We start from the raw sequence: 22,219 nt of genomic DNA on the forward strand, positions 1-22,219 counted from the left end.
TAGTGTTTTACCCTTAGTGGGCCGGGCAGAAGCTAGGCAGCAGATTAGCCGCCGCACCCGAGGGGCAGGGATCAAAAGCGAAGATCGTGAGGGTTCCGACCAGCAGCACAAAAGCGGATGCTGCGAAGAGGATAATCTTCAGCCACACACGCACACGATCCTTTTCAGCGTAATCGTCAATGACCACGCGGATGCCGTTGGTGCCGTGGAGCATAGCCAGCCACAGCAGCAGCAGATCCCAGATTTGCCAGAAGGGGTTTGCCCATTTACCACCCACGAAACCGAAGTCGATCGCGTGAATGCCGTCCCCCACCATGAGGTTCACGAAGAGGTGCCCGAAAATCAGGACAACCAACACGACGCCGGAGAGGCGCATCCCCAGCCAGGCGAACATTTCAAAGTTGTTGCGTTTGCTGGAGGAACGGTTGTATTTCACACCATCAATCTTGTTATCGCGCAGGCGAGGAACCGAAACGCGTGATTTGAGTGGAGTAGACATAGCTTAGTGACCTCCAAGGTGTGAGAAGACGATCGGCAGGTGGCGAGCCGCGAATCCTGCAACGGTAATAGCCCACAGGAACAGAACAACCCACAGAATCTTAATGTGCGGGTAGGTAGCCTTCTGGTTGATTTCGGGAGAACCGTCTTTGCCTTTGCTCATCACATGCTCGACTTTGGCGTTAGTAGCTGTTCCCCAAAAGTCGATAAGAATAATGCGAATACCGTTGAAGGCATGGTACACGATGGCTGCCACAAGCGCAGTCTCTCCCAGACCCATCACGGGGTTTTTGTAGAGACCGAGAACGCTATTGTATGCCTCGGGAGAGATACGGACAACGGCGGTATCAAGTACGTGAACCAGTAGGAAGAAGAATATAGCGATACCTGTCACACGATGAGCGACCCAAGACCACATGCCCCATCGGCCGCGGTACAGGGTCCCCTTTGAACTATTCAGCACTGAATAACCTCCTGTCGCCGCTGAGACGACGTCGGGGTCTGTGTGTTTAACCTCGGCGGGAAGCGCGCTCAGCAACTCCTGTGATTTCATATTGTTAGTTTCAAGATACCAGGTAATTCACAGGCTTATTGACACCTCGTCTCCTTATTTCACAAGAAACTACAAGGTTAATTACGAAATAGTTATTTTGCGATACCCCTCCGTGAGCTGAGTTCATGCGGAACTAACCTTTACCTAATGTGATGCATCTCTTGATATTTTTTATCTGAGACTTTCCTGGAAATCACTCTAAGAATTCGGCATATTACAAAAGCCCCCGGTATTCTGGAACTGATGAATACTGCATTAACCCGTTTCCGCCCGCTTATTCCAGCTGGCGGTGTTGGTTCGCGTTTGTGGCCGCTTTCGCGTGCTCAGGCGCCGAAGTTCCTTCTCGACCTCACAGACTCAGGTAAATCGCTCTTGCGTGATACTTACGATCGTCTCATTGATTTGAGCAACGGCTCCGTCATGGTCGTGACCGGCACTTCTCATGCCAACGCTGTAACCCAGCAGATTCCCGAATTACGAGCCTCCGACCTCGTCTTGGAGCCCTCCCCGAAGGATTCTGCAGCCGCTATTGGTTTAGCGTGCGCTATTATTCACGAGCGTGAACCGGATGCGATTATTGGCTCCTTTGCCGCTGATCACGTCATCAACCCCGTTGATGAATTTCAACGCGTGGTGACCGAGGCGGTTATCACGGCAGCTTCAGGAAAGATTGTCACTATCGGCATTACCCCCACCGAGCCGTCGAGCGCGTTCGGATATATCAGAGCGTGCACTCCACTGGGGCTTGCTCACGCGCCGAACGCCCTTGCGGTCGAGTCTTTTGTTGAAAAACCCGATAGCGAAACCGCGCAAAAATACCTAGACTCCGGGGATTACACCTGGAATGCAGGCATGTTCGTGGCACCCGTATCCCTGATGCTGCAGCATCTTGAAAAGAACGAGCCCGAACTTTACGCCGGAGTTATGAAGATCGCCAAGGCTTGGGATACTCCCGAGCGTGAGAGCATTATGGAACAGACTTGGGGCACTCTCCCCAAGACCGCAATCGACTACGCCGTTGCTGAGCCTGCGGCTGCTGCTGGCGATGTTGCAATGGTCCCCGGCTCCTTCAGCTGGGACGACGTGGGAGACTTTGATGCCGTTGCTCGTCTTAACCAAGAGAAGCATGGTGAAGGCCTCACAATTCTCGGTGACGAAGACAATGTGATCAATCAAGGCTGCAGCGGTATTGTTGTCGCGAATAGCAACCGCAAGATCTCGGTGATTGGCCTTGACGATATTGTGGTGGTTGATACCCCCGATGCGCTCCTCGTCGCACCGCGTGAGCAGGCTCAGGCCGTGAAAGACACAGTTGCCGAGCTCAAAGATCGCGGCTTGGCTGATCTTCTCTAAAAGCGGCCATCGCTTAAATAACCACGCCGTATGGCGTTTATAACATTCTCAACACTCACTCATCGGGTGGATCGGCATGATATTCGCGCTGATCCACCCATTATTTATATCCCGGCTCTTACTTATTCAATAATGATTCTCATGTGTGATAGTCTCTGTGTATGTCCAACACACGAAAATCATTTTTGACGTCACTAAGTTCACTCGGTCTCGTATCCTCCCTGCTCCTTGCAGGATGCGCGGGCGGCACATCCTCTGCAGGCTCCTCAGAGCCTTCCGCAGGAGCGTCCTCAGGGGATTCAAACGCAAGCGCCTCGCAGTCTCCCATCGTTGAAGGCAAAGGCGCGTCAACCCGCCTAGCCATCACTTATGACGGCGGCGTGATGGTGTACGACGGTAAAGATATGAAGCTTCTGCAGGATATTCACAAAGATGGTTTCCTGCGCCTGAACGATGCGGGTGATAACCGCCATCTGATCGTAGCCGATGGATCCAGCTACACCTTCCTCGACACCGGCGTATGGTCGGTAGCACACGGTGACCACTCACACTACTACACCACCGCTCCCAGCCTCTCGACACTGTCGCTTCAGGCCGACCACACCGGGCATGTTATTGCCGATAACGGTAAGGTTGCGGCATTCGCAGACGGTACCGGCACCTTCGACGTATACGACCCCGCAAACCTGGTATCCAATAAACGCACGGCAACTAACCTTGAAACCAAGCAGGTTAAGCTCCCCAATCCTCACCACGGATTCGCTATCCCCCTGCCGAATGACCAGTACCTCGTAGCAGTCGGGGATTCCAAAACCCGCACGGGCGCAGCCGTGGTAGACGCTAACGGTAAGACCATAACGGAGAACAAGGAATGCCCCGGTGTACACGGCGAAGCTATCGCGCGGGATAATACCTTCACGATCGGATGCACCGACGGCGTACTCATCTACCGGGACGGCACTTTCACGAAGGTGACAAACCCTCAAGATCCCTATTCACGCTCGGGCAACCAGGCAGGAACGGCGGACTCCCCTTACGTTCTGGCGGATTATAAGACGGATAAGGACGCCAAACTTGAGCGCCCTGAGAAGTTTGCCATCATTGATACGGTCGCCCACACGCGAGAGGTATACTCACTGCCCAAAGGAGTCAGCTACACTTTCCGTTCCATGGGTCGCGGGCCTAACGGCGAGGCTCTACTGCTCACCACGGACGGTAAGCTGCGTATCTACGACCCGGCAAACGGCACCGAACTTGGGTCTGTACAACTAATGAATACGTGGAGTGAGTCAGAAACTTGGCAGGATCCTCGCCCGGCATTGTGGGTAGACGGTAAAACCGCCTACGTGACTGACCCCGAGACGAAGAAGCTTCACGCGGTGTCACTCTCGGATGCTTCTCATCCAAAGACCCTCATGAGCATCGACCTGCCGCAGGTTCCTAATGAACTCAGCGGTGTCTCTTCCGCGAATGCGGCGCCCGTACCTGCGGAATCCCACTAGGAAGAAGTTAGAGAGTCCAAGCCCCGATACCTTAACCGGTATCGGGGCTTGCGCTGTAGGTACATATATCAAGATTGTGGGGCGCAGTTATGGCTTAAGAGATAGTGCTCCCAGAGGCTCCCAATCCGCGCCATCATAGGCATATACGTGCAGAGTATCTACCGTGAACGAGCGTTCTTGTTCTGGTAAATCGTCGAAAATCCGATGCGCTTGCCGCACCTGATCCGGCGTCAAAGAACGCCCCAAGGTAATATGCGGAACGTAAGGAAAAGGCGATGCCCACTGCCCTAACTCCTGCACGCACGCGCCATGAAGTTCGGTAAAAGTATCGGCGCCTAAGATAATGTCCAGATACTCCACCTCAGAGTTTGGGCGGAAGGTGCACACTCCCCCAGCACAAGCCTGCACCGTACCAATTGCGGCGAGTGAATGCGCCAGTGCATCCGAACGCCAGTCGTTCTCATTCTGCTCGGTCAGCTCACTAACGTACACAGTCACATGATTACTCAAGTCTGCGGGAAGAGCCATGCCGGTTCTCTTCTTCCAGTCCACAAGACGCTGCCCCAACGGTCCGTTCACGTGGGCGATCAGACTCAAATAACGCTGCCCGGGGTGAAGAGTGGGCGATGCCTCAGTGTGTGATAGATTCTCGCAGGTGTTCTTAACAGTCACAGCGTACCTCCTTCGGTCTAGCCGCGCTGTGCGGGCAAAAAACCCACTTTATCGTAGACATTCTCGATAGTAACAGTCGCTATTTCACGAGCTTTCTGAGCGCCCAGTGCCAGCAAGCGGTCAAGCTCGGCGGGGTCCGCCATAAGCTCCAGGGTACGCTCACGCAGGGGCGAAAGTTTCTCGACCACAACATCCGCCAAATCAACCTTGAGATGACCGTACATCTTACCCTCATAACGTTTGACGAGAGAGTCGATACTCTCGCCAGTCATCGCGGAATAGATCGAGAGCAGATTAGAGACGCCAGGTTTCGCCTCACGATCATAAGCAATAACGGAGCCGTCGTCGGTCACGGCAGACTTAATCTTCTTCACAGTCGCCTTCGGCTCATCCAAAAGTTTGATAAGCCCCTTATCGGAGGCGGCAGATTTCGACATCTTCGAGGTCGGCTCCTGCAAATCATAAATCTTGGCGGTTTCCTTCATAATAATGGGTTCGGGCACCACGAAGGTTTCGCCAAAGCGCGAGTTAAACCGCTGCGCCAAATTGCGGGTAAGCTCTAGGTGCTGGCGTTGGTCCTCTCCCACAGGTACGCCATCGACCTGGTACAGCAGAATATCCGCCGCCATCAGCACCGGGTAGGTGAATAACCCCACCGAGGCGTTATCAGCACCCTGCTTCTGCGATTTGTCCTTGAACTGGGTCATGCGTGATGCCTCACCAAAACCCGTGAAGCAGTTCAGTACCCAAGCAAGCTGCGCGTGCTCAGGCACCTGCGACTGCACAAAGAACGGGGAACGCGCAGGGTCAATACCGGCGGCAATATACTGGGCGGCGGTCAGGCGGGTGCGTTCGCGCAGGGACTGTGGATCTTGGGGCACGGTAATAGCGTGCATATCGGGGATAAAGAACAGGCACTCGTTGGCGGGGTCCTCCTGCAGGGCAACCCAGTTGTTCACCGCGCCAATATAGTTGCCCAAATGCATCGAATCCGCAGAAGGCTGCGCACCGGAGTAGACACGCACACGATCCAAAGACGCATTGGGAATGAGTGATTTATCCTGTTTCTTTTCGTCAGACATGATAGATACTTTCTTCAAGGGGCGCACGATGCGGACGGCCGGTTAGCCAGCGCATCCGGCATCTTATCGGCGGGTGAATTCTAGAACTGATAATCGACGACGAGCGGCGCGTGATCGCTGAACCGTTCATCATAGGAGGCGGCACGATCGACCGTTGCTTCCACGGCTTTCGTGGCGAGCGCTGGGGTAGCCATATGGTAGTCGATGCGCCACCCGGCGTCATTATCGAAGGCTTTGCCGCGGTAGGACCACCAGGTATAGGGCCCGGGCACCTCACCTGCGAGTTTGCGCGCCACATCTTCATAGCCGATTTCGCCAAAGAATTTATCGAAGTATGCGCGTTCTTCGGGCAGGAAACCTGCGCGTTTCTGGTTTGCCTTCCAGTTTTTAATATCGAGCTCGGTGTGCCCCACGTTGAGGTCTCCCACAATGAGCACGTGATCCGAGTGCTGAGCGAGTTCGGGCAGGCGCACGAGCATACGGTCGAGAAAGCGGTATTTGTCATCCTGGCGGGGCGTTCCAACCTCGCCGGAGTGCACGTAGGCGCTTACGACGGTCAGGGTTTCGCCGGTGGGCAGGGTGTAGTCCGCCTCAACCCAGCGGCCAGCGTCCGCGAAATAGTCTTCGCCGATCGTGGAGCGGGTAGCGACAGGCTGGTTTTTCAGAAGCTCACCGTTCGCATTGGAGTGCTTGCGGGTTGCCACCAATACCCCGGCGCGTCCTTTGGCGGCGGCTTCGGCGTGCAGAATATTCCAGTCGTCTTCGTTGAGAAGTTCGCGCACGATCTTATCGGGGGCACGAACCTCCTGCAGACAGAGAATATCAACGTCGCGGCCAGCGAGCCACGTGGCCATATCTTTCCTGTAGGCGGCACGAATACCGTTGACGTTCACACTGGCGACGCGCAGAGTTTTAGCGGCGCGGCTCATTCTTCACCCCTCATTTCGTCGTTGACCATTCCCATCCCATTGGACGCTGTGGTGTTAATAGTATCTAAAGCCCGCTCGATCATGGCGCGAGATTCTTCGCTGTCGTCCGTGAGGTAGTTGGCAATTTCGCGGGACTGCACAAGCACGATCTGAAAGCTGTGGGCAAGTTTATCGGCGAGAATCGCATCCGATTCTTCGCGGTGGATGCGGTTAAGTTCGGCACGATCCTGTTTGATGGATACCAGCACGATACGCACTAAGTAGACGGCGAGCGCCAGCCATCCGAGAATAAGCCCGGCCAGGATCCAGCCGAGCACGCTGTTGGCGTTGAAAATTGCTAGAACGAGAAGAAGTACAAGGAGCCCAACGCCGATGCAGGACCCAATGATGGCTTTACGCACGGAGGCGTTATCGGAGTCGGCGGTGGTCACAGAATGTTGCTCGCGTGTGTGCATAACATCAATTATGCCAGGATAAATGCCTCGACATACACGTGGTGCAACGCTTTTAGGGTCGGATAGGCGTAAACTATCTGTGATGACTCATTCACTCAACTTTTCAGGTTCTGTCTCTAACTCGGGTTCCCACGAGGCACCCGAGGCTTCTGCATGTGGTTCTATGATGGAGAAAGCTGAGGAACTTCACGATGATCCCACCATGCTCCCGCCGGTTCCTGGCCCTAAATATGAGCAAGTTATTCGCTACCTGGAACAAAAATATGTAATCCCGGGTTCTCCCGGAGATAAGCTCCCGACTGAGCGCGCGATTCAGGAGAAGTTCAAGGTAAGCCGCCAGACGGTGCGCAACGCTATCAAGGCTTTGCTGGAGCGCGGGCTTATCTATAACGTTCAGGGTTCTGGAACGTACGTTGCTGATCGTTCTCAGGGAAGCTATATTCCGCGGGTATGCTCGTTTGCCGAAGATATGGAGCGGCGCGGGCTGCAGGCTTCGACCAGAATGCTTTCGACCCAGTGGGTTGGGGCGACAGAAGAAATTTCACGTTATTTGAGTGTCACCATAGATTCTCCAGTGCTTTTGGTTAAGCGTCTGCGCTTAGCTGAGGGCGAGCCTATCGGTTTTGAGCTCGCCTATTTAGCCCCGGAGGTTGCAACATCCCTGCTTGAAGCGATGTCCTCCGGCGGTTCACGCAAAGATCCTCACGACCATTGCGAGTACACAATCGAACACGGCATGATGCGCATGGAAGCAACCCTGATGACTGAGGCGGATGCGGAAGCCTTCAATCATCTGCCAACCGTGGGTGCCGCTGCTTTCAAGGTGACCACCACCAGCTATACCTCGCAGGGTTCACCCGTTGAGCACAGCGTGACGCTCTATAAAGGGGATGCCTATTTTTACGAGATGCTGCTGTAAAAAACTCCACAGCAGGCATAAGACGTGCGATACCAGTGCCCGAGTGCGACAACAGTATGCACCCGGGCATTGTCGTACCTAGCGTGTTTCACAATGGCGCGCGGTTATCCTCAGAGCCCTCTCACGTGCTGCGGCATGGAACGTTGAGCTGACGGCCAGGCTAGTTCTTCGCTGCCTGACGTTCTGCGGTCTCTACGACATTCACCAGCAGCTCCGCGCGGGTCATGGGGCCCACACCGCCGGGGTTCGGGGATACCCAAGATGCCTTCGCGGCCGCCTCGGGGGAAACGTCGCCGAAGAGTTTCTTCTTACCGGTTTCGGGGTCTTCGGCACGGGAGACTCCCACATCCAGCAGAATTGCGCCGTCCTTCACCTGATCCGCTTTGAGCACATGCGGCACACCCACGGCGGCGACAATAACATCCGCCTGGCGCAGAACCTCGTCAAGGTTCTGGGTACCGGTATGCGCCAAGGTCGCGGTTGCATTGATCTCACGGCGGGTCAGCAGCAGCCCTAGAGGACGACCCACGGTAATACCGCGACCGAGCACAACCACATTCTTACCGTTCCAGTCGATACCGTGGCGTTTCACCAACTCAATCACGCCGTTCGGGGTGCACGGCAGGGGTGAATCTAACGGCTCCGAAACGTTCAGCACCAGCTTGCCAAGGTTAGTGGGGTGCAAACCGTCAGCGTCCTTCTCAGGCACAATCTTCTCCAAAATACGGTTAGTATCCAGGTGCTTGGGCAAGGGAAGCTGCACAATGTAGCTCGTGCAGGCAGGGTCGTGATTGAGCTTATCAATCTCGGCTTCAAGCTCTTCCTGGGTGATATCGGCGGGCAGATCTACACGGATCGAATTAATGCCAATCTCCGCGCAGTCGCGGTGTTTAGCGCCCACATAGGAGTGTGAGGCGGGATCATCCCCCACGAGTACCGTTCCCAAACCGGGGGTAATGCCCCGTGCTTTGAGCGCCTCAACGCGCTCAGTCAGCTCGGATTTAATGGCGGCGGCGGTTGCCTTACCATCAAGAATCTGCGGCATAGCAGTTTTCCTTTCTGTTCATGTCATGGATTCATCCGTGAGAGGTTTACACTGGGCAAAAGACCCCGCAGACGCTTTACGAAGCGTACAACGGGGTCTTCATAAGTTTTACCAGCTCTCACTTCCCACATAGAGCGGGTACTTATCGCAGAGCTTATTCACGCGCTCGCGCAAGGCGGCGATATCGTGCTGCGGCAACAGCACCGAAGCGATAATATCGGCGACCTCGGTAAAGCCTTCGGCATCGAAACCGCGGGTTGCCAGGGCCGAGGTACCGATGCGCAGCCCGGAGGTCACCATCGGCGGGCGAGGGTCGTTCGGCACCGCGTTGCGGTTAACGGTAATACCCGCGTCGTGCAGCAGGTCTTCAGCCTCTTTACCGGTGAGCTCGTGGTGGCGCAGATCGACCAGTACCAGGTGCACGTCGGTACCGTCGGTGGCGATGGAAACGCCCGCATCGCGCATATCCTGGTGGGTCAGGCGCTCTGCTAGGATGCGCGCCCCCTCGATCGTACGTTTCTGACGGTCTTTGAACTCTTCGGTCGCGGCAACCTTGAACGCGGTCGCTTTCGCGGCAATCACATGCATGAGCGGTCCGCCCTGCTGCCCGGGGAATACCGCTGAGTCGATCTTTTTCTTGAGCTCTTCGGTGCACAGGATAAACCCGGAGCGGGGTCCGCCTAAGGTCTTGTGCACGGTCGACGAAACCACGTGGGCGTGCGGCACCGGGTTGGGGTGCAGACCCGCCGCTACTAGACCGGCAAAATGGGCCATATCAACCCACAGGTAGGCACCAACTTCATCGGCAATCTCACGGAATTTCGCGAAATCCAGCTGACGGGGGTATGCCGACCATCCGGCAATAATAACCTTGGGACGCTCAGCGAGTGCGAGCTGCCGAACCTGTTCCATATCGATCCGACCGTCTTCGCCTACCTCGTAGGCAACAACCTCGTAGAGCTTACCCGAGACGTTCAGCTTCATACCGTGCGAAAGGTGCCCACCGTGAGCCAGTGAAAGACCCATGATCTTCTCACCGGGGGTCAGCAGGGCGTGCATGACGGCGTTATTCGCCTGGGCACCGGAGTGAGGCTGTACGTTGGCGTGTTCGGCGCCGAAGAGCTCCTTAACCCGTTTAATAGCCAGGTCTTCGACAATATCGACGAATTCGCAGCCACCATAATAGCGGCGACCCGGGTAGCCTTCCGCATATTTATTGGTCAGCACTGACCCCTGCCCCTGGAGTACGGCACGCGGCACGAAGTTTTCGGAAGCGATCATTTCCAGGGTGTTTTGCTGGCGCTTACGTTCCAGATCGAGTGCTTCGGCGACCTCGGGATCAAGCTCCGCGAGGGGAGCCTCAAGCACGGTTCGAGTCTGCTCGGTCATACCACTCCTCAAAGTGTGAATCTGCATAAAATGTGATGAGAGCTTATGATGTGACTCTCATCTTACCGTATAGGTTAGCGCCTGCACAGATATGACGCCCACCGTATGAGATGGCCATACCAAGGGCTCTTTGACATGTTCGCGGCGATCCTTGCAGCGAGTTTTCCATGCCGAACCGTGAGTATTGTCCCGAAGGAGGCAGACGCGCGCAGGCGGCGCATATACACCGGGTTATTCCTGAGTCAAAATAGCGGTTGCATACGCGAAATAGGCTTCACGGTTTTCTTTTCCGAGAAGCTGAGTCTGCACCACATACCCGCTAAGCACCGAAAGCACCGCCGCGCCCATGACATTAAGCCACTGCTCAAGCTCTTCAGCGGTTACATCGAGTTCGCGTTCACCCCAGGCACGGTAACGTTCCATCGCCATGGCGCGCAGTTGATGCATTTGCTCCCCCACTACGGCATTGATAGCGGGCATTGAGACAGCCTCGCCCCAGGTGGCGAGCAGAAAGCGGCGGGTTTTTGCCGTATCAAGAATCTTCAAGAACCCCAGAACATAATCCCATGGAGAATCCGCACGCACTTTCTCGAAGGGAGCCATATCAAGGCGTGCGGCCTCTACCATGATCTCTTCTTTCGAGGAAAAGTGGTTGTAGATAGCTCCTGCGGAGAGCCCGGTGGCGGCAATAATCTCGTTCATCGAGGTCTTTTGATACCCGCCTTTAATAAAGCATTCACGGGCGACATCGATAATCTGTATACGCCTGTTCTTTTTGTATTCTTCACTGACTTTAGGCACGTCTTAATCCTATCGAATATTTACCCCGTATGCGTGCCAACCCAACCCGTGCACACCATAACTTTTGCAGCCGGATTGGGTTGGCAATATTCACCGTGCATCAGCCTACCCAGCTGGCGCATTCGATTGTTGAGACAATGCCGGAATTTAGTGGAAGAAGTGGCGAGTTCCAGTCAGGTACATGGTGACGCCCGCATCCTTCGCGGCCTGAATAACTTCGTCATCACGGATCGAGCCGCCGGGGTGCACAACCGCGCGAATACCGGCGTCGAGAAGAACCTGCAGGCCGTCCGCGAAGGGGAAGAAAGCGTCGGATGCGGCAACCGCACCGCGGGCACGCTCGTGGCCTTCTCCGCCGAGTGTATTGGCGCGTTCAACCGAGAGTTTGCACGAATCCACACGGTTAACCTGCCCCATACCGATACCCACGGCGGCACCGTTATCGGCGAGCATAATCGCGTTCGATTTAGGGGCACGCAGGGCACGCCACGCGAATTCAAGATCGCGCAGAGTGGTCTCGTCGGCAGGTTCACCGGCGACCAGCTGCCAATTCTGCGGGTTATCACCCTCGGCGTTAAGGCGGTCGGCTTCCTGGAAGAGCGCACCGCCGGAAATCGAGCGGTACTCGATAGTCTCACGCCCGAATCCCTCGGGAAGCACCAGCAGGCGCAGATTTTTCTTGGTTTCCAGGATTTCGAGGGCTTCCGGCTCGTATCCGGGCGCCACAATAACCTCGGTGAAAATATCTTTAACGGCCTGCGCCATATCCTTGGTGACCGGGCGGTTTGCCGCGATCACGCCGCCATAGGCGGACAGCGGATCGCAAGCATGAGCTTTAGCGTACGCATCGGCAATTGGATCTGCGGCGTCAGGGCTTGCAATTGCAATACCGCAGGGGTTGTTGTGCTTGATGATGGCGACCGCAGGCTCATCAAAATCATAGGCTGCGCGCAGGGCGGCATCGGCATCCACATAGTTGTTGTAGCTCATCGCCTTGCCGTGAATCTGCTCAGCCTGGGCGATACCGGGGGCTGCTGCGGGATCCACATACAGAGCCGCGCGCTGATGCGGATTCTCGCCGTAACGCAGGGTCTCGCTGCGTTCAAAGCCCAAACCAGCGTACGGGGGCCAGAAGTTAGCGTCTTCATCCTGCTGGAACTGCGCGGCGGTCCAGGTAGCGACGGCGGTATCGTAAGCGGCGGTATGGGCAAAGGCGCCAGCAGCCAGGCGGCGGCGCTCCTCCAGGGAGAACCCGCCGTTTTGAGCGGCGGTTACGGTACGCTCGTAGTCTTTGGGGTCTACAACGATGGCGACCGCATCGTGATTCTTCGCGGCGGCACGCACCATTGAGGGACCGCCGATATCAATTTTCTCGATAATAGCGTCTTGGTCAGCACCGGATGCCACGGTCTCTGCGAAGGGGTATAGGTTCACAACCACCAGGTCGAAGGGCTCAACGTCGAGCTCGTTAAGGGTGTCGATATGTTCCTGCTTGCGGCGGTCGGCCAAAATACCGGCGTGGATGCGCGGGTGCAGGGTCTTCACGCGGCCCTCCAGGCATTCGGGGAACTCGGTAACCTCGGTAACTTCGGTGACGGGCACACCGGCGGCGGCGATCGTGGATGCGGTCGAACCGGTAGACACCAGCTTCACGCCTGCCTCGTGCAGACCGCGGGCGAACTCCGCCAGGTTCGTCTTGTCATACACGGATATGAGGGCGCGGCGCAGGGGCAGACGATCGAGCTTCTTCATAGACACTAATTACTCCGTTGCTTCTTGCTCGGTGAATGGGCGTTACCCCGTGGCGGGGTTTTGATACTGCCCGCATGCACCGGGATGCGGCACCATGCGGGCAGGAAGTTCTAGGGGGTTTGAGTTTTGGGCAGGGCAGCGAATTCTGCAAGGGTCCGCACTAAGAGCTGACGTTCTTGCACCTTGATGCGCTCATGCAGGCTTTCTTCGGTGTCACAGTCCTCGACGGGCACCGCAGCCTGGGCGATAATCGTGCCGGTATCAACCCCGGAATCCACGAAATGAACCGTCAGCCCAGTGATTTTAACGCCGTGGGCGAGCGCATCCCGCACACCGTGCGCCCCGGGGAATGAGGGCAGCAACGCGGGGTGAGTGTTGATAATCCGGTTCTCGAAGCGGGCGACCAGCTGCGCATCCACAATACGCATGAACCCGGCGAATACAACGTAATCGGGGGTGTAGGAAGCGATTTTCTCTTCGAGAGCGCGGTTCCATTGCTCACGGTCAGCATAGTCTGTCGGTTCGATCAGAAAGGTTTCAACCCCGGCTGCGGCGGCTCGGTCAAGGCCGGTGCAAGGCTTATCTGCGCCTACAGCGGCGATCTCTGCGTTCAGCTCGTCAGCCTTCACGGCGTCGAGAATAGCTTGCAGGTTAGTACCGGACCCGGAGACCATTATCACAATTCGCACAGCAATAGTTTAGCGCATCACATAGCGGCTGGGTAGCACCTACGCCACGGGCACCGCACCATAAATTCTTGTAGTTAAGCCAATTCCGAAACGATAAGCTGGCGGTTCTCCCCCAGTCCAGATTTTCAGGGTTTCACGGTGATTCTCGTGACCGCAGACCGCCGCAGGGAGGTACCCTTAACCTATGTCAAATATGCCCCCATCCTACCCCCAGGTGCCGCCGCAGCAACCGATGCCGCCTGCGCCGAAGCGTCCGCAGCTCACCCCTAAGGAGCGCCGCCGCAAGCTGATGCGCAGTTTATGGCTGTTGCTTGCGGGTTCTATGCTGACCCTATCGGGAACCCCCTTCTTGCTGAGCCCCTTCCCCCTGTTTCTTCTGCTTTTTGTCTTGGTATTTCTGGGGATTGGGCTGACCATTATGGCGATCGTGCGCAATGCCCAAGGGCGGGGACCGTGGATTCTCTACGTTGCCGCGGGGCTAAGTCTTCTTTTTGCGGGGTGGACGCTTCTTTCGGGGCTTGTCATGGCGTTGAGCCCGGATGCGCAAAACTATCGGCAGTGTTACTCCCACGCCCTGACGGATACCGATATGAAGCAGTGTCAAGAGTCCTTCGACCGTGCAGTGCGCGCCAATACTTCTGTATCGATTGGCGAACCTGCTCCTTAAGTTCTTCTTGGGGGCTTTTCAAACAATTGTGCCGAGTGAATCTTAAGGATTCACTCGGCACAATTGCTATATTCCGCTGTACTCCCAGCCCTCTAGGTGTTCCCGATATATCGCCATATCGGGCGCGAAAGTTATTTCTTCCTCTTCTTCTGTGAGGATTTCTGACCCGTGGCGGGCTCTTCTTCCGAAGATTCATCCTCGGTCGACTCAGGGGTTCCGAAGATAACAGCCATCGCCTGAGTGGGCGTGAGCTGACGCTTCTCCTGAACGGTAGTCTCGTGCGACTGCGCCGAACCTTCCGTATTCTCCTGATCGGATGCGGGCGATGCGGCAACCGGGCGCGGCACGGCAAAACGCTTATACCCGGGCTCGTGGAACTCCGCTGACGATGAGGCTTTCTGCGACCCAGACTCCCCTGTGCGAGCGCTCTGCTCTCGTGTTTCCCGATCACCCTTATTATCACCGCTGTTACCGGAGGTTTCGGGGCGGGGAACGCGGTTAAAGACCGGCTTCCCCGGTGCTTTCTCACGCTTGCCGGGCTTGACCGTGCGCGGCGCATCCTCGGTACTCCCACCGGATTTCTCAGAGGCATCAAGTTCCACAGTGGGTTCATCCGCTCCCGTCAGCTCGATGGTTTGTTCGTCAGATGCCGCATCCTTCGAGTCCGCAGCTTCAGCGGAACCGTCTTCACGCAAGGATTCTTGCTCCGTTTTGATACCTAAACCATGCGCTCGCTGCGCCTCTTCCTGTTCGGCAAATTTATTGAGTTCTGCACGGCGGGCGTGTACCTGTTTGACGCGTTCACGCCGCTGCTGAGCCCGCTCACGCGCCTGCTCTTCACGTTCTTGTGCCTCGCGTTCCTGCTCATCGTTCCTGAACTGTTCACGCTCCGCCCGCGCCGCGCGACGCTGCTGCAGCATCTCGCTCATGCGACTGCCCAGATTGGGACGTTCATCGGCAAAACGCGGCAGCTCGCGACTGCTGTCGGGCAGAAGCACATGGCACAGCAGGTTACCCAACGCAGTACCCGCACCCAGGGTTATTGCGGTCGCCACGGCGAAAGCTGCGGGCGATGCGCCTACCTCGGTAAAACGCCCCACACCCAACGATCCGCTGGAAATCCAACCCAAAATATAAGCCCACACGCCACAGAGCACGCCCACCAGCGAACCCAACACGAGCGAAGAAAGCGGCAACGCAATCACTCGGTAACGTACCTTCATGGTGATCCACTCATCCACGTGGTCTTCACCTTCACGCAAGAACCACCAACCGGCAACGGTCCCGGCGCCCAGCGAAACCGCCAGACCCGCATACCCTATCCAGCCCAGGCTCTCAGGGATAGCACCCAGAACCGGAAAGAGCGGAAGATCGCCCATCGTCGTCTGCGACCAGCCCACATGCGTGTCAACGCCGAACGCGAACCCGGCGCCGGTAGTCCACGACATCGCGTAAATCACCAAGTTCGGAAGGTAACCAAGCTGCAGCAGGGTCACCGCGAGCGCCCCCACCGGCCCGGCGTGAAGTTCCTGGTAGATTGTTGCAATCTGCGACCAGCGCGTCATCATGGCGATCACCAGCACTAAAGCACCGCCCATAATGAGCGAGAAAATCGCCACCATGGAGGCACGCACAATCGACCACACATAGGAGCTCGCCCACCGCGAGTACTGGCTCATCTGCGAAATCTGTTCAGCGGTGTTCACGCCCACCATACGGGCGAGCGAACGCGATTCATAGTAGCCGCCCCAGATCAACCCGACCAGCACCACTATCTGCGGAATCAACGCCGCACCAACAATACCCAGCAGGTGCCGTTCAGTGCTTGCCCACGCAAAGGCGACGGCAGCAAAAATACCGTAGGCAGCGCACCCTAATAGTACGGGTTTGAAGAATTCCCCTTCATAGGATGCGCGCGCCAATTTCCGCCCAGACCTAAAGCATAGGAGCACCGGAATGATGCTCAGCCCCATGGGCACCAGTGTGAGCATGCCGTGCGGCAAGATAATACCGAACGCATTCGGAATATTCAGCGGCACACCGTGCATGAGCAGCCACAGGTGGGAGGCAAGAGTTGCGAGTGCGGGAAAATCCATGCGGTTAAAACCGTTGGTAAACCACACCGCCATGAGCAGAACGAGCACAAGCCCGAAAGAAAGCGCGGCGGTAAAAACTAATTCAACGATGCCCTGCAGCCAGAGTGGCATAGGGGCAGAATACCGGGATGTAGAAGAGCTACTTTTCATCGTTCTTCCATCATGCCATGAAACCCGCCAGCGCGTGTGAGCCTGCTGGGCTTTCGGGGAAATAGTTCCGGTTAATTGGCGGCTAACCTTCGTTAACCGCTCACCGTGAACATAGGGGTTACACGAACGTTACTGATACGCTCTCACCGCTGCAGCGGCAGGTACAGATAATTGTGCCGAGCATTTCTCACGGTCTTCTCGAACACGCAGGTACTCCCCCGGCGCTTACAGCGAAATACGGGACGGACAATTAGTCTTCGATCCACGGATTCACTGCGGGTACGCCCCAGGACCGGTACACCTCAGCCTTTGAGGAAACGATTTCGAGGTCATGAGCTTGGGCACTCGCCGCCATCAGACCTTCGAGGGCGGCGGTGGGCAGGGGTTCGGCATCTTTACATCCGTGACTGTGGGTGCCGCGCGGGGCGCTGCGTCCTGCCCATTCGAGGCTTACGCGCGCATCCACGTTGATGATGTGGTCGGCAAACCTGTCGAGAAGTTCAGCAATCCAGCGGTCGGTCTCTGGATAGGGGTAGAGTCCTTTGAGCTCGCCTACGCTCAGCACCGAAATGTAGAGGTGTTTATAGGCGCGGTGGCGCAGAAAAGCAACAACTTTGGGATCTGGTGTGGCTTTGCGGATCTCGGCGAGTACATCCGAGTCGAGAAGCAGTCCTGAGGCGCTCATACCCCTATGCTACGCGCAGACCGGCATATTCGACGGCGGGAATACCCTCGGGGTTGGGAAGAAGCAGAAAATTGAGGAATTCGTCGCGCTTAGAAGAAATACGTGCGTAGTCCTGAATACTTACTGCCTGGTAACCGCCGCGTGCGGGTACGGATGCGGCACGCAGATTTTCCTGATAAGAGCGTGCAGGAGTAAGGGGGGATGCTGGAGATGAAGAGCTGTTGTACATTGACAACCATGCGCCGAATGCGCGTTCCTTTCGCGTTGCTCTTGCCTGTACCAAGTGCCACCTGAGGCGGCGAATACAAACCGCTTCGTCATCCGAGCCACCCGTGAACATGGGGTTGGCGTTCGACCATAGTCGGAGCTTATCAGTCGAAACTCTTGAAGCTGAATCCAGGTTACAACAGCTTTCAGGAATCTGTAAACGTGCGAACCCATCAAATTCTTGTGATTTACATAACGTGACTATGGGTGCGTATCTGTATATAACCACCTCATGGTGGCGTAGTGTGAAGTTTTAGGTCTTCAGAGCAGGTCTACACATTCGAGAAGAATCACGGCACACTGGGTAATGTACAGAAATTTATCTTGCCTCTGATATATCACCATGTCACGCCTGCTTTACGCTTCCGGAAAGAAAGAGTGATAACTGTGAAAAAGACTGTACAGATCATGGGGATAGTGGCCGCAATTTTTCTGATCATTGGGTTTGGCTTGTTCATCCTGGCAGGCTGGGGCTCACTCGTGGAATACCACGCCTTCGAGTGGAAGGGCATCGATCCCGCAGGAGCAAGTCCCCTCGTCATGGCGACTAATAATCTGAGCCTATGGTTCCTAGGCACCGGATTCCTCACCGGCATTATCGCCTTAATTCTGCTCTTCACAACGACGACTAGGAATACACGTAAGAAACGCTCAGCCCATCTTGGACAGACCTCATAACGAATTACCGCGCGCTTCTTTGACACCGTTGAGATAATGGAACGGTGAGCACGCCAAACCCTTTCCCCGATATCCCCGTCACCGTTGCGCAGATTATTCGGCAGGCGGGGCATAAGGCATACCAGCGCGGGCTTGCTTATGCCCGTCAGCGTGAAGTGGTGCGCTACACCTACGACGAAGACGAAAACACGCTGGAAGGCCTGGTGAACGGGAGTACCCCTATCCCCTATGAGGTAGATATTCGCTTCTTCCCGGGTTCTGACGCCGATTCCAATCTTTTCAACGCACGATGCACATGCCCGGTCGCCGCCGACTGCAAGCACGCCGTCGCCCTCATGCTCACTGCACTCGACCGTGCCAAGACCGCGCGGAAAGCCCTCGACAATGCGCCTGGTGGCCGCATCCGCCAGTCTATGAACCCGGAGAGGCCAGAAGATACCGTGCGACAGGTTGCGGAGACAGCCGACGATCCCCTGGCGGCCTTGCGCGCATCCGGGGCGATTCGTTCGGCAAGCTCGCTCACCACCGACCCCGAACCTCTCCCCCTGAACGACCACGAGAATACGCATTCTTCGCCCTCGAAAATTTCGGTGTGGCGGCGCGATATGGCGCAGGTTCTCGCCGCCCGGGGCGAAGCATCCGGTATTGATTCGGCACGGGTTCCGGGGGCGCTCGATCTTTCCTTCAGCATTTCGGGTTCGTATGCGCGCGGGCGCAATATTCCCGGTGCAACCCCGCCTATCAATTTGTTGGCGCGGCCACTGATGCAGTCCAAAACCGGGCGCTGGATCAAGGGCGGGCTCAGCTGGGAGACCTTCGCCTCCAGCGTGGGTGGGCCGGTCGGTCGTCACGAGGTGTATCCTGAGCACGAACGGTTCTTTGCCGAAATATACGCTATCGCGCGCCCGTGGCAGAATATGTACTCTTCGCATCGGGACTGGATTTCGCTTACCGCCACGAATTCCACGCTGCTGTGGGATGTTCTGGCGCGCGCAGAGCAGATTGGCCTGCCGGTTCTTCTCGAAGGGTTTGAGGTAACCACTGCGGTTTTACCACCCGCCCGGGTGAGGGTACACGCCGGAGCCGTTGAGGCCGAATCCCGACAGAACGCAGAGGCTGCCGTGAGTGAAGATTCCGCTCCTGACCTGGCTCTTCATGCCGCCTTGGGATGGGAAACCCGCGAAGATAACCGGGTGCGGCAGCTCTGGTTTGATGCCGCGCACTGCCACCCCATCGGCTCGCCACGCTCAGGATTTTTCGCGCTCGGCTCTCTTGTGCAGCGTATTTACGAGGAACAGGCGCATCGAGTGCATTGGAAGAGCACGCGCAAGGGCGCCTTAGATACGCCGCATCGCAATGTTTTTCAGGCTCAATCTTCGCAGGAACAGGCAGAGGAGAGCTCGGACGAAAACGAAAATCCTGAAACGCAGACGGGCGGGCTCATTCCCGAACTTTCGTCCGAGAACGCTGCGACGCCAACTATTCCGGACTTGCCGGAGGGTCTTAACCTGGCGTTTATTCCGCTTGCCGAGCCCTTGGACGCAGCCGCAGAATCGTTGGTATCTCGCGGCGAAATGCGTATTCCGGCGGGCGAGCGCGAGGCTTTTCACCGCGAGTTCTTGCCTACCCTCACGCGGGCCGTCCCATTCCTTACCCCAGACCCGGCTTTGGCGCTGCCGAAGGTTCGTTCACCCTATTTGGTATTTGAGGCGCATTTTGATGATGAGATTTCGCACGATGCGCTCCTGAATTGGTATTGGGAGTACCCGAAGAACCCACTCTATGAAGAAGGCACAGACTCGGGGGTTCGCCGCCTGCCCCCGCTGGGCTCGGGCACAGAACGCGACGAACGTTTTGAGGCGCGGGTGCTACGCGCAGTACGGTCGGCGACTGCATCCAACCCGGTATTGGCAGGCGGGTTCGGGGAACGCCGTTCTCAGGGGTGGGAAACCCGCGATATTCTCGCCCATGTGCTGCCCGCCTTGCGGCGTATTCCCGGAGTTCGCGTGCGGCTGCTCGGTTCCGTACCCGAGTTTACCGAGGCGACCGACGCCATGATTGAGGTCAAGGTGACCGAGGGTAATTCGCGTGACTGGTTCGGGCTGGGTATCGCTATTAAGGTCAATAACTGGACTGTGCCTTTCGCCCAGGTTTTTGAGGCGCTCGATCGGAATCAAGACCGTATTCTGCTGGGTAACGGCACCTATTTTTCGCTCAATCGCCCGGAGTTTTCGGCGCTGCGCACCCTCATTGAGGAGGCTCGCACACTCAACGAAACCGGCGGTGAGCTGCGTATTAACCGGCATCAGGCGGGACTGTTCTCTGAGCTGGAATCGCTCGCTTCGAGTGTGGAAACCGTGGCTTCTTGGGATGCGCAGGTCAAGAGTCTTCTCGCCCTTGTGGAGGCCGCCGACCGGGCAGGTGAGACTGCCGGTTCCGAAGAAGTTTTAGAGAACGAACATTCCGATTCTTTATCTGTTTCTTCCGGCGTATTTTCAGCGAATCACCTGCCCTCTCCCCCGGGTCTTACCGCAGTTCTGCGGCCTTATCAGCTTGAGGGTTTCCGCTGGCTCGCGTTCTTGAGGCAGCACCGGCTGGGCGGAATTCTTGCCGACGATATGGGCTTGGGTAAAACCGTGCAGGTGCTCGCTCTGCTTGCCCAGGCGATCGCCGAGCATGAGCAACGCGTCGATCACACCGAGTTTGCGCCTTTCCTCGTGGTTGCGCCAACATCCGTGGTAGGTAATTGGGCGCAGGAGGCCGCGCGATTTGTGCCGGGTGCGAAGGTGGTGACTATCACCGAGTCTACGGGCAAAAGCGGCAAGAGCATCGCCGAGCTGGTACAGGGTGCGCATCTGGTGCTCACGAGCTATGCGCTGTTCCGCCTCGACGAGGACGGATACACCGAATTCGGTAACCATGTTCCCAAAAATACAGAGAACGGTACTTCCCCGCATGCAGGGTGGGGTGCGTTGATTTTGGATGAGGCGCAGTTCGTGAAGAACACGAAAACTCGCGCATGGAAGGTGGCGCGTGCCCTAAACGCGCAGGTGAAACTCGCCATCACGGGCACCCCGATGGAGAACAACCTCATGGAGCTTTGGGCGCTCTTGGCGATTGTGGCGGATGGGCTGTTCCCCTCGGCGCGAATGTTCCGCGACCTATATGCGCGCCCCGCCGAGTCCGGTGAAGACCCGCAGGTTATTGAGAAGTTACGCCGCCGGGTTCGCCCTCTGATGCTGCGCCGCACGAAGGATGTGGTCGCCGCCGATCTTCCCGAAAAGAACGATGTGCGGGTGAACGTGCCGCTCACGACGGCGCATCGGCATATTTACGATATGCATCTGCAGCGCGAGCGGCAGAAGGTGCTCGGGCTTTTAGACGATATGGATAAGAATCGGTTCACGATTTTTCAGTCGCTCACGCTTCTGAGGCGGCTGGCGCTTGACGCCACGCTTATCGACCCGGACGAATACGCCGGGGTGGCTTCCGCCAAGCTCGAATATTTGGTGGAGCATCTGCCCTCGCTCTTAGGCGACGGGCACCGGGTGCTGGTGTTCAGCCAGTTCACGGGGTATCTGCGCACGATTGCCGAGCGGCTGCAGACTGAAGGCATCGACTACCTGTACTTGGACGGCACAACCCGCAACCGCCCACAGGTTTTGAAAGATTTCGCCGAGGGTACGGCGCCAGTGTTCCTGATTTCGCTCAAGGCGGGCGGGTTCGGGCTGAACCTGACGGAGGCAGATCACTGTTTCATCATGGATCCGTGGTGGAACCCGGCGGCTGAACAGCAGGCGGTGGACCGCATCCACAGGCTGGGGCAGGAACGCGATGTGCACGTGTACCGGCTGGTGGCTGAGGGCACCGTTGAAGAGAAGGTCATGGATTTGAAGGCATCGAAAGCGGCGCTGTTTGATGCGGTCGTCAACGACGGTTCCTTCGCCTCGTCCCGGGTGGATGCGGAACAGATTCGTGAGCTTTTCACACCGACTGATTCCTAACTCCTCTGCTAAAAAGGATCTTTATAAGCCCAT

The 22,219-nt window shown here is 56.7% G+C and carries 20 protein-coding genes and 1 riboswitch; of the genes, 6 read left to right on the forward strand and 14 right to left on the reverse strand.

Annotation, left to right across the window (positions count from 1 at the left end; genetic code table 11):
• Positions 1–13 precede the first annotated feature (13 nt).
• Positions 14–499, reverse strand: a complete 486-nt coding sequence (locus HMPREF2609_RS07910; protein ID WP_013398562.1) for a succinate dehydrogenase hydrophobic membrane anchor subunit — start codon at positions 497–499, stop codon at positions 14–16.
• A 3-nt stretch (positions 500–502) separates the two neighbouring features.
• Positions 503–961 carry a succinate dehydrogenase, cytochrome b556 subunit gene (sdhC, locus tag HMPREF2609_RS07915; RefSeq protein ID WP_037231971.1) on the reverse strand — a complete coding sequence of 153 codons (459 nt, stop codon included), beginning with the start codon at positions 959–961 and terminating at the stop codon, positions 503–505.
• A gap of 333 nt (positions 962–1,294) precedes the next feature.
• Here sdhC and HMPREF2609_RS07920 point away from each other — a divergent pair, with 333 nt between their 5' ends.
• On the forward strand, positions 1,295–2,404 hold the full coding sequence (locus HMPREF2609_RS07920; protein WP_070450788.1) for a mannose-1-phosphate guanylyltransferase: 1,110 nt from the start codon (positions 1,295–1,297) through the stop codon (positions 2,402–2,404).
• A gap of 161 nt (positions 2,405–2,565) precedes the next feature.
• A complete protein-coding gene (locus HMPREF2609_RS07925) occupies positions 2,566–3,906 on the forward strand; it encodes a hypothetical protein (RefSeq protein WP_048753264.1) in 1,341 nt (446 codons plus the stop codon).
• Positions 3,907–3,993: 87 nt separating this feature from the next.
• On the opposite strand, the gene HMPREF2609_RS07930 is transcribed toward HMPREF2609_RS07925, so the two are convergent.
• The 4 genes from HMPREF2609_RS07930 to HMPREF2609_RS07945 form a co-directional block, all read right to left on the reverse strand.
• Positions 3,994–4,578, reverse strand: coding sequence for a 2'-5' RNA ligase family protein (locus HMPREF2609_RS07930; protein ID WP_048753263.1), 585 nt, complete (start codon positions 4,576–4,578; stop codon positions 3,994–3,996).
• A gap of 17 nt (positions 4,579–4,595) precedes the next feature.
• Positions 4,596–5,660 carry a tryptophan--tRNA ligase gene (gene trpS / locus HMPREF2609_RS07935; protein ID WP_048754442.1) on the reverse strand — a complete coding sequence of 355 codons (1,065 nt, stop codon included), beginning with the start codon at positions 5,658–5,660 and terminating at the stop codon, positions 4,596–4,598.
• Between the two features lie 80 nt (positions 5,661–5,740).
• Positions 5,741–6,589 carry an exodeoxyribonuclease III gene (locus tag HMPREF2609_RS07940; RefSeq protein ID WP_048753260.1) on the reverse strand — a complete coding sequence of 283 codons (849 nt, stop codon included), beginning with the start codon at positions 6,587–6,589 and terminating at the stop codon, positions 5,741–5,743.
• Entirely contained in the window at positions 6,586–7,044 is a 459-nt protein-coding gene (locus HMPREF2609_RS07945) for a hypothetical protein (protein ID WP_070536257.1), read from the reverse strand. Before HMPREF2609_RS07945 ends, HMPREF2609_RS07940 begins: the two co-directional genes overlap by 4 nt.
• 82 nt (positions 7,045–7,126) lie before the next feature.
• Here HMPREF2609_RS07945 and HMPREF2609_RS07950 point away from each other — a divergent pair, with 82 nt between their 5' ends.
• On the forward strand, positions 7,127–7,963 hold the full coding sequence (locus tag HMPREF2609_RS07950; protein WP_246825621.1) for a GntR family transcriptional regulator: 837 nt from the start codon (positions 7,127–7,129) through the stop codon (positions 7,961–7,963).
• A 160-nt stretch (positions 7,964–8,123) separates the two neighbouring features.
• Here the strand turns inward: HMPREF2609_RS07950 and HMPREF2609_RS07955 are convergent, their stop codons facing one another.
• The 5 genes from HMPREF2609_RS07955 to purN all read right to left on the reverse strand — a co-directional run bounded on the left by HMPREF2609_RS07955 (position 8,124) and on the right by purN (position 13,624).
• Positions 8,124–9,008 carry a bifunctional methylenetetrahydrofolate dehydrogenase/methenyltetrahydrofolate cyclohydrolase gene (locus HMPREF2609_RS07955; RefSeq protein ID WP_048754445.1) on the reverse strand — a complete coding sequence of 295 codons (885 nt, stop codon included), beginning with the start codon at positions 9,006–9,008 and terminating at the stop codon, positions 8,124–8,126.
• 108 nt (positions 9,009–9,116) lie between these two features.
• Complete coding sequence (gene glyA / locus HMPREF2609_RS07960; protein WP_048754446.1) at positions 9,117–10,397, reverse strand: serine hydroxymethyltransferase; 1,281 nt, start codon at positions 10,395–10,397, stop codon at positions 9,117–9,119.
• 231 nt (positions 10,398–10,628) lie between these two features.
• Positions 10,629–11,198, reverse strand: coding sequence for a TetR/AcrR family transcriptional regulator (locus HMPREF2609_RS07965; RefSeq protein WP_048753255.1), 570 nt, complete (start codon positions 11,196–11,198; stop codon positions 10,629–10,631).
• A 147-nt stretch (positions 11,199–11,345) separates the two neighbouring features.
• Positions 11,346–12,950: a bifunctional phosphoribosylaminoimidazolecarboxamide formyltransferase/IMP cyclohydrolase gene (gene purH, locus HMPREF2609_RS07970; RefSeq protein WP_070536370.1), complete on the reverse strand. Its 1,605-nt coding sequence runs from the start codon at positions 12,948–12,950 to the stop codon at positions 11,346–11,348.
• A gap of 110 nt (positions 12,951–13,060) precedes the next feature.
• Positions 13,061–13,624, reverse strand: coding sequence for a phosphoribosylglycinamide formyltransferase (gene purN / locus HMPREF2609_RS07975; RefSeq protein WP_070536259.1), 564 nt, complete (start codon positions 13,622–13,624; stop codon positions 13,061–13,063).
• Positions 13,625–13,823: 199 nt separating this feature from the next.
• Here purN and HMPREF2609_RS07980 point away from each other — a divergent pair, with 199 nt between their 5' ends.
• Positions 13,824–14,306: a hypothetical protein gene (locus HMPREF2609_RS07980; RefSeq protein WP_246825622.1), complete on the forward strand. Its 483-nt coding sequence runs from the start codon at positions 13,824–13,826 to the stop codon at positions 14,304–14,306.
• A 131-nt stretch (positions 14,307–14,437) separates the two neighbouring features.
• Here the strand turns inward: HMPREF2609_RS07980 and HMPREF2609_RS07985 are convergent, their stop codons facing one another.
• From HMPREF2609_RS07985 to HMPREF2609_RS07995, 3 genes are all read right to left on the reverse strand, one after another.
• Positions 14,438–16,513 (reverse strand): cell division protein PerM, encoded by a 2,076-nt coding sequence (locus tag HMPREF2609_RS07985; protein ID WP_246825623.1) that lies wholly within the window; start codon positions 16,511–16,513, stop codon positions 14,438–14,440.
• A gap of 289 nt (positions 16,514–16,802) precedes the next feature.
• Complete coding sequence (locus HMPREF2609_RS07990; protein WP_070536263.1) at positions 16,803–17,237, reverse strand: PIN domain-containing protein; 435 nt, start codon at positions 17,235–17,237, stop codon at positions 16,803–16,805.
• Positions 17,238–17,241: 4 nt separating this feature from the next.
• Positions 17,242–17,520 carry a nuclease PIN gene (locus tag HMPREF2609_RS07995; RefSeq protein WP_238382392.1) on the reverse strand — a complete coding sequence of 93 codons (279 nt, stop codon included), beginning with the start codon at positions 17,518–17,520 and terminating at the stop codon, positions 17,242–17,244.
• A riboswitch (SAM riboswitch) is annotated at positions 17,499–17,627 on the reverse strand. (Overlaps the previous gene by 22 nt.)
• Positions 17,628–17,891: 264 nt before the next feature.
• Between HMPREF2609_RS07995 and HMPREF2609_RS08000 the strand changes: the two genes are divergently transcribed.
• Together HMPREF2609_RS08000 and HMPREF2609_RS08005 are read left to right on the forward strand one after the other, a co-directional pair.
• The gene (locus HMPREF2609_RS08000) at positions 17,892–18,182 is read left to right on the forward strand and encodes a hypothetical protein (RefSeq protein ID WP_048753271.1); all 291 of its coding nucleotides are present in this window, start codon (positions 17,892–17,894) and stop codon (positions 18,180–18,182) included.
• A gap of 44 nt (positions 18,183–18,226) precedes the next feature.
• Positions 18,227–22,186 (forward strand): DEAD/DEAH box helicase, encoded by a 3,960-nt coding sequence (locus HMPREF2609_RS08005; RefSeq protein ID WP_070536265.1) that lies wholly within the window; start codon positions 18,227–18,229, stop codon positions 22,184–22,186.
• The last annotated feature ends 33 nt before the right edge of the window (positions 22,187–22,219 follow it).

The organism is Rothia sp. HMSC058E10 (genome assembly GCF_001809415.1).
Classification (GTDB): domain Bacteria; phylum Actinomycetota; class Actinomycetes; order Actinomycetales; family Micrococcaceae; genus Rothia; species Rothia dentocariosa.

Coding starts and splice junctions, on each gene's coding strand:
- HMPREF2609_RS07910 (WP_013398562.1), bottom strand. CDS start 499: ATGTCTACTCCACTCAAATCACGCGTTTCGGTTCCTCGCCTGCGCGAT.
- HMPREF2609_RS07920 (WP_070450788.1), top strand. CDS start 1,295: ATGAATACTGCATTAACCCGTTTCCGCCCGCTTATTCCAGCTGGCGGT.
- HMPREF2609_RS07925 (WP_048753264.1), top strand. CDS start 2,566: ATGTCCAACACACGAAAATCATTTTTGACGTCACTAAGTTCACTCGGT.
- trpS (WP_048754442.1), bottom strand. CDS start 5,660: ATGTCTGACGAAAAGAAACAGGATAAATCACTCATTCCCAATGCGTCT.
- HMPREF2609_RS07940 (WP_048753260.1), bottom strand. CDS start 6,589: ATGAGCCGCGCCGCTAAAACTCTGCGCGTCGCCAGTGTGAACGTCAAC.
- HMPREF2609_RS07945 (WP_070536257.1), bottom strand. CDS start 7,044: ATGCACACACGCGAGCAACATTCTGTGACCACCGCCGACTCCGATAAC.
- HMPREF2609_RS07950 (WP_246825621.1), top strand. CDS start 7,127: ATGACTCATTCACTCAACTTTTCAGGTTCTGTCTCTAACTCGGGTTCC.
- HMPREF2609_RS07955 (WP_048754445.1), bottom strand. CDS start 9,008: ATGCCGCAGATTCTTGATGGTAAGGCAACCGCCGCCGCCATTAAATCC.
- glyA (WP_048754446.1), bottom strand. CDS start 10,397: ATGACCGAGCAGACTCGAACCGTGCTTGAGGCTCCCCTCGCGGAGCTT.
- purH (WP_070536370.1), bottom strand. CDS start 12,950: ATGAAGAAGCTCGATCGTCTGCCCCTGCGCCGCGCCCTCATATCCGTG.
- purN (WP_070536259.1), bottom strand. CDS start 13,624: ATGGTCTCCGGGTCCGGTACTAACCTGCAAGCTATTCTCGACGCCGTG.
- HMPREF2609_RS07980 (WP_246825622.1), top strand. CDS start 13,824: ATGTCAAATATGCCCCCATCCTACCCCCAGGTGCCGCCGCAGCAACCG.
- HMPREF2609_RS07985 (WP_246825623.1), bottom strand. CDS start 16,513: ATGCCACTCTGGCTGCAGGGCATCGTTGAATTAGTTTTTACCGCCGCG.
- HMPREF2609_RS07990 (WP_070536263.1), bottom strand. CDS start 17,237: ATGAGCGCCTCAGGACTGCTTCTCGACTCGGATGTACTCGCCGAGATC.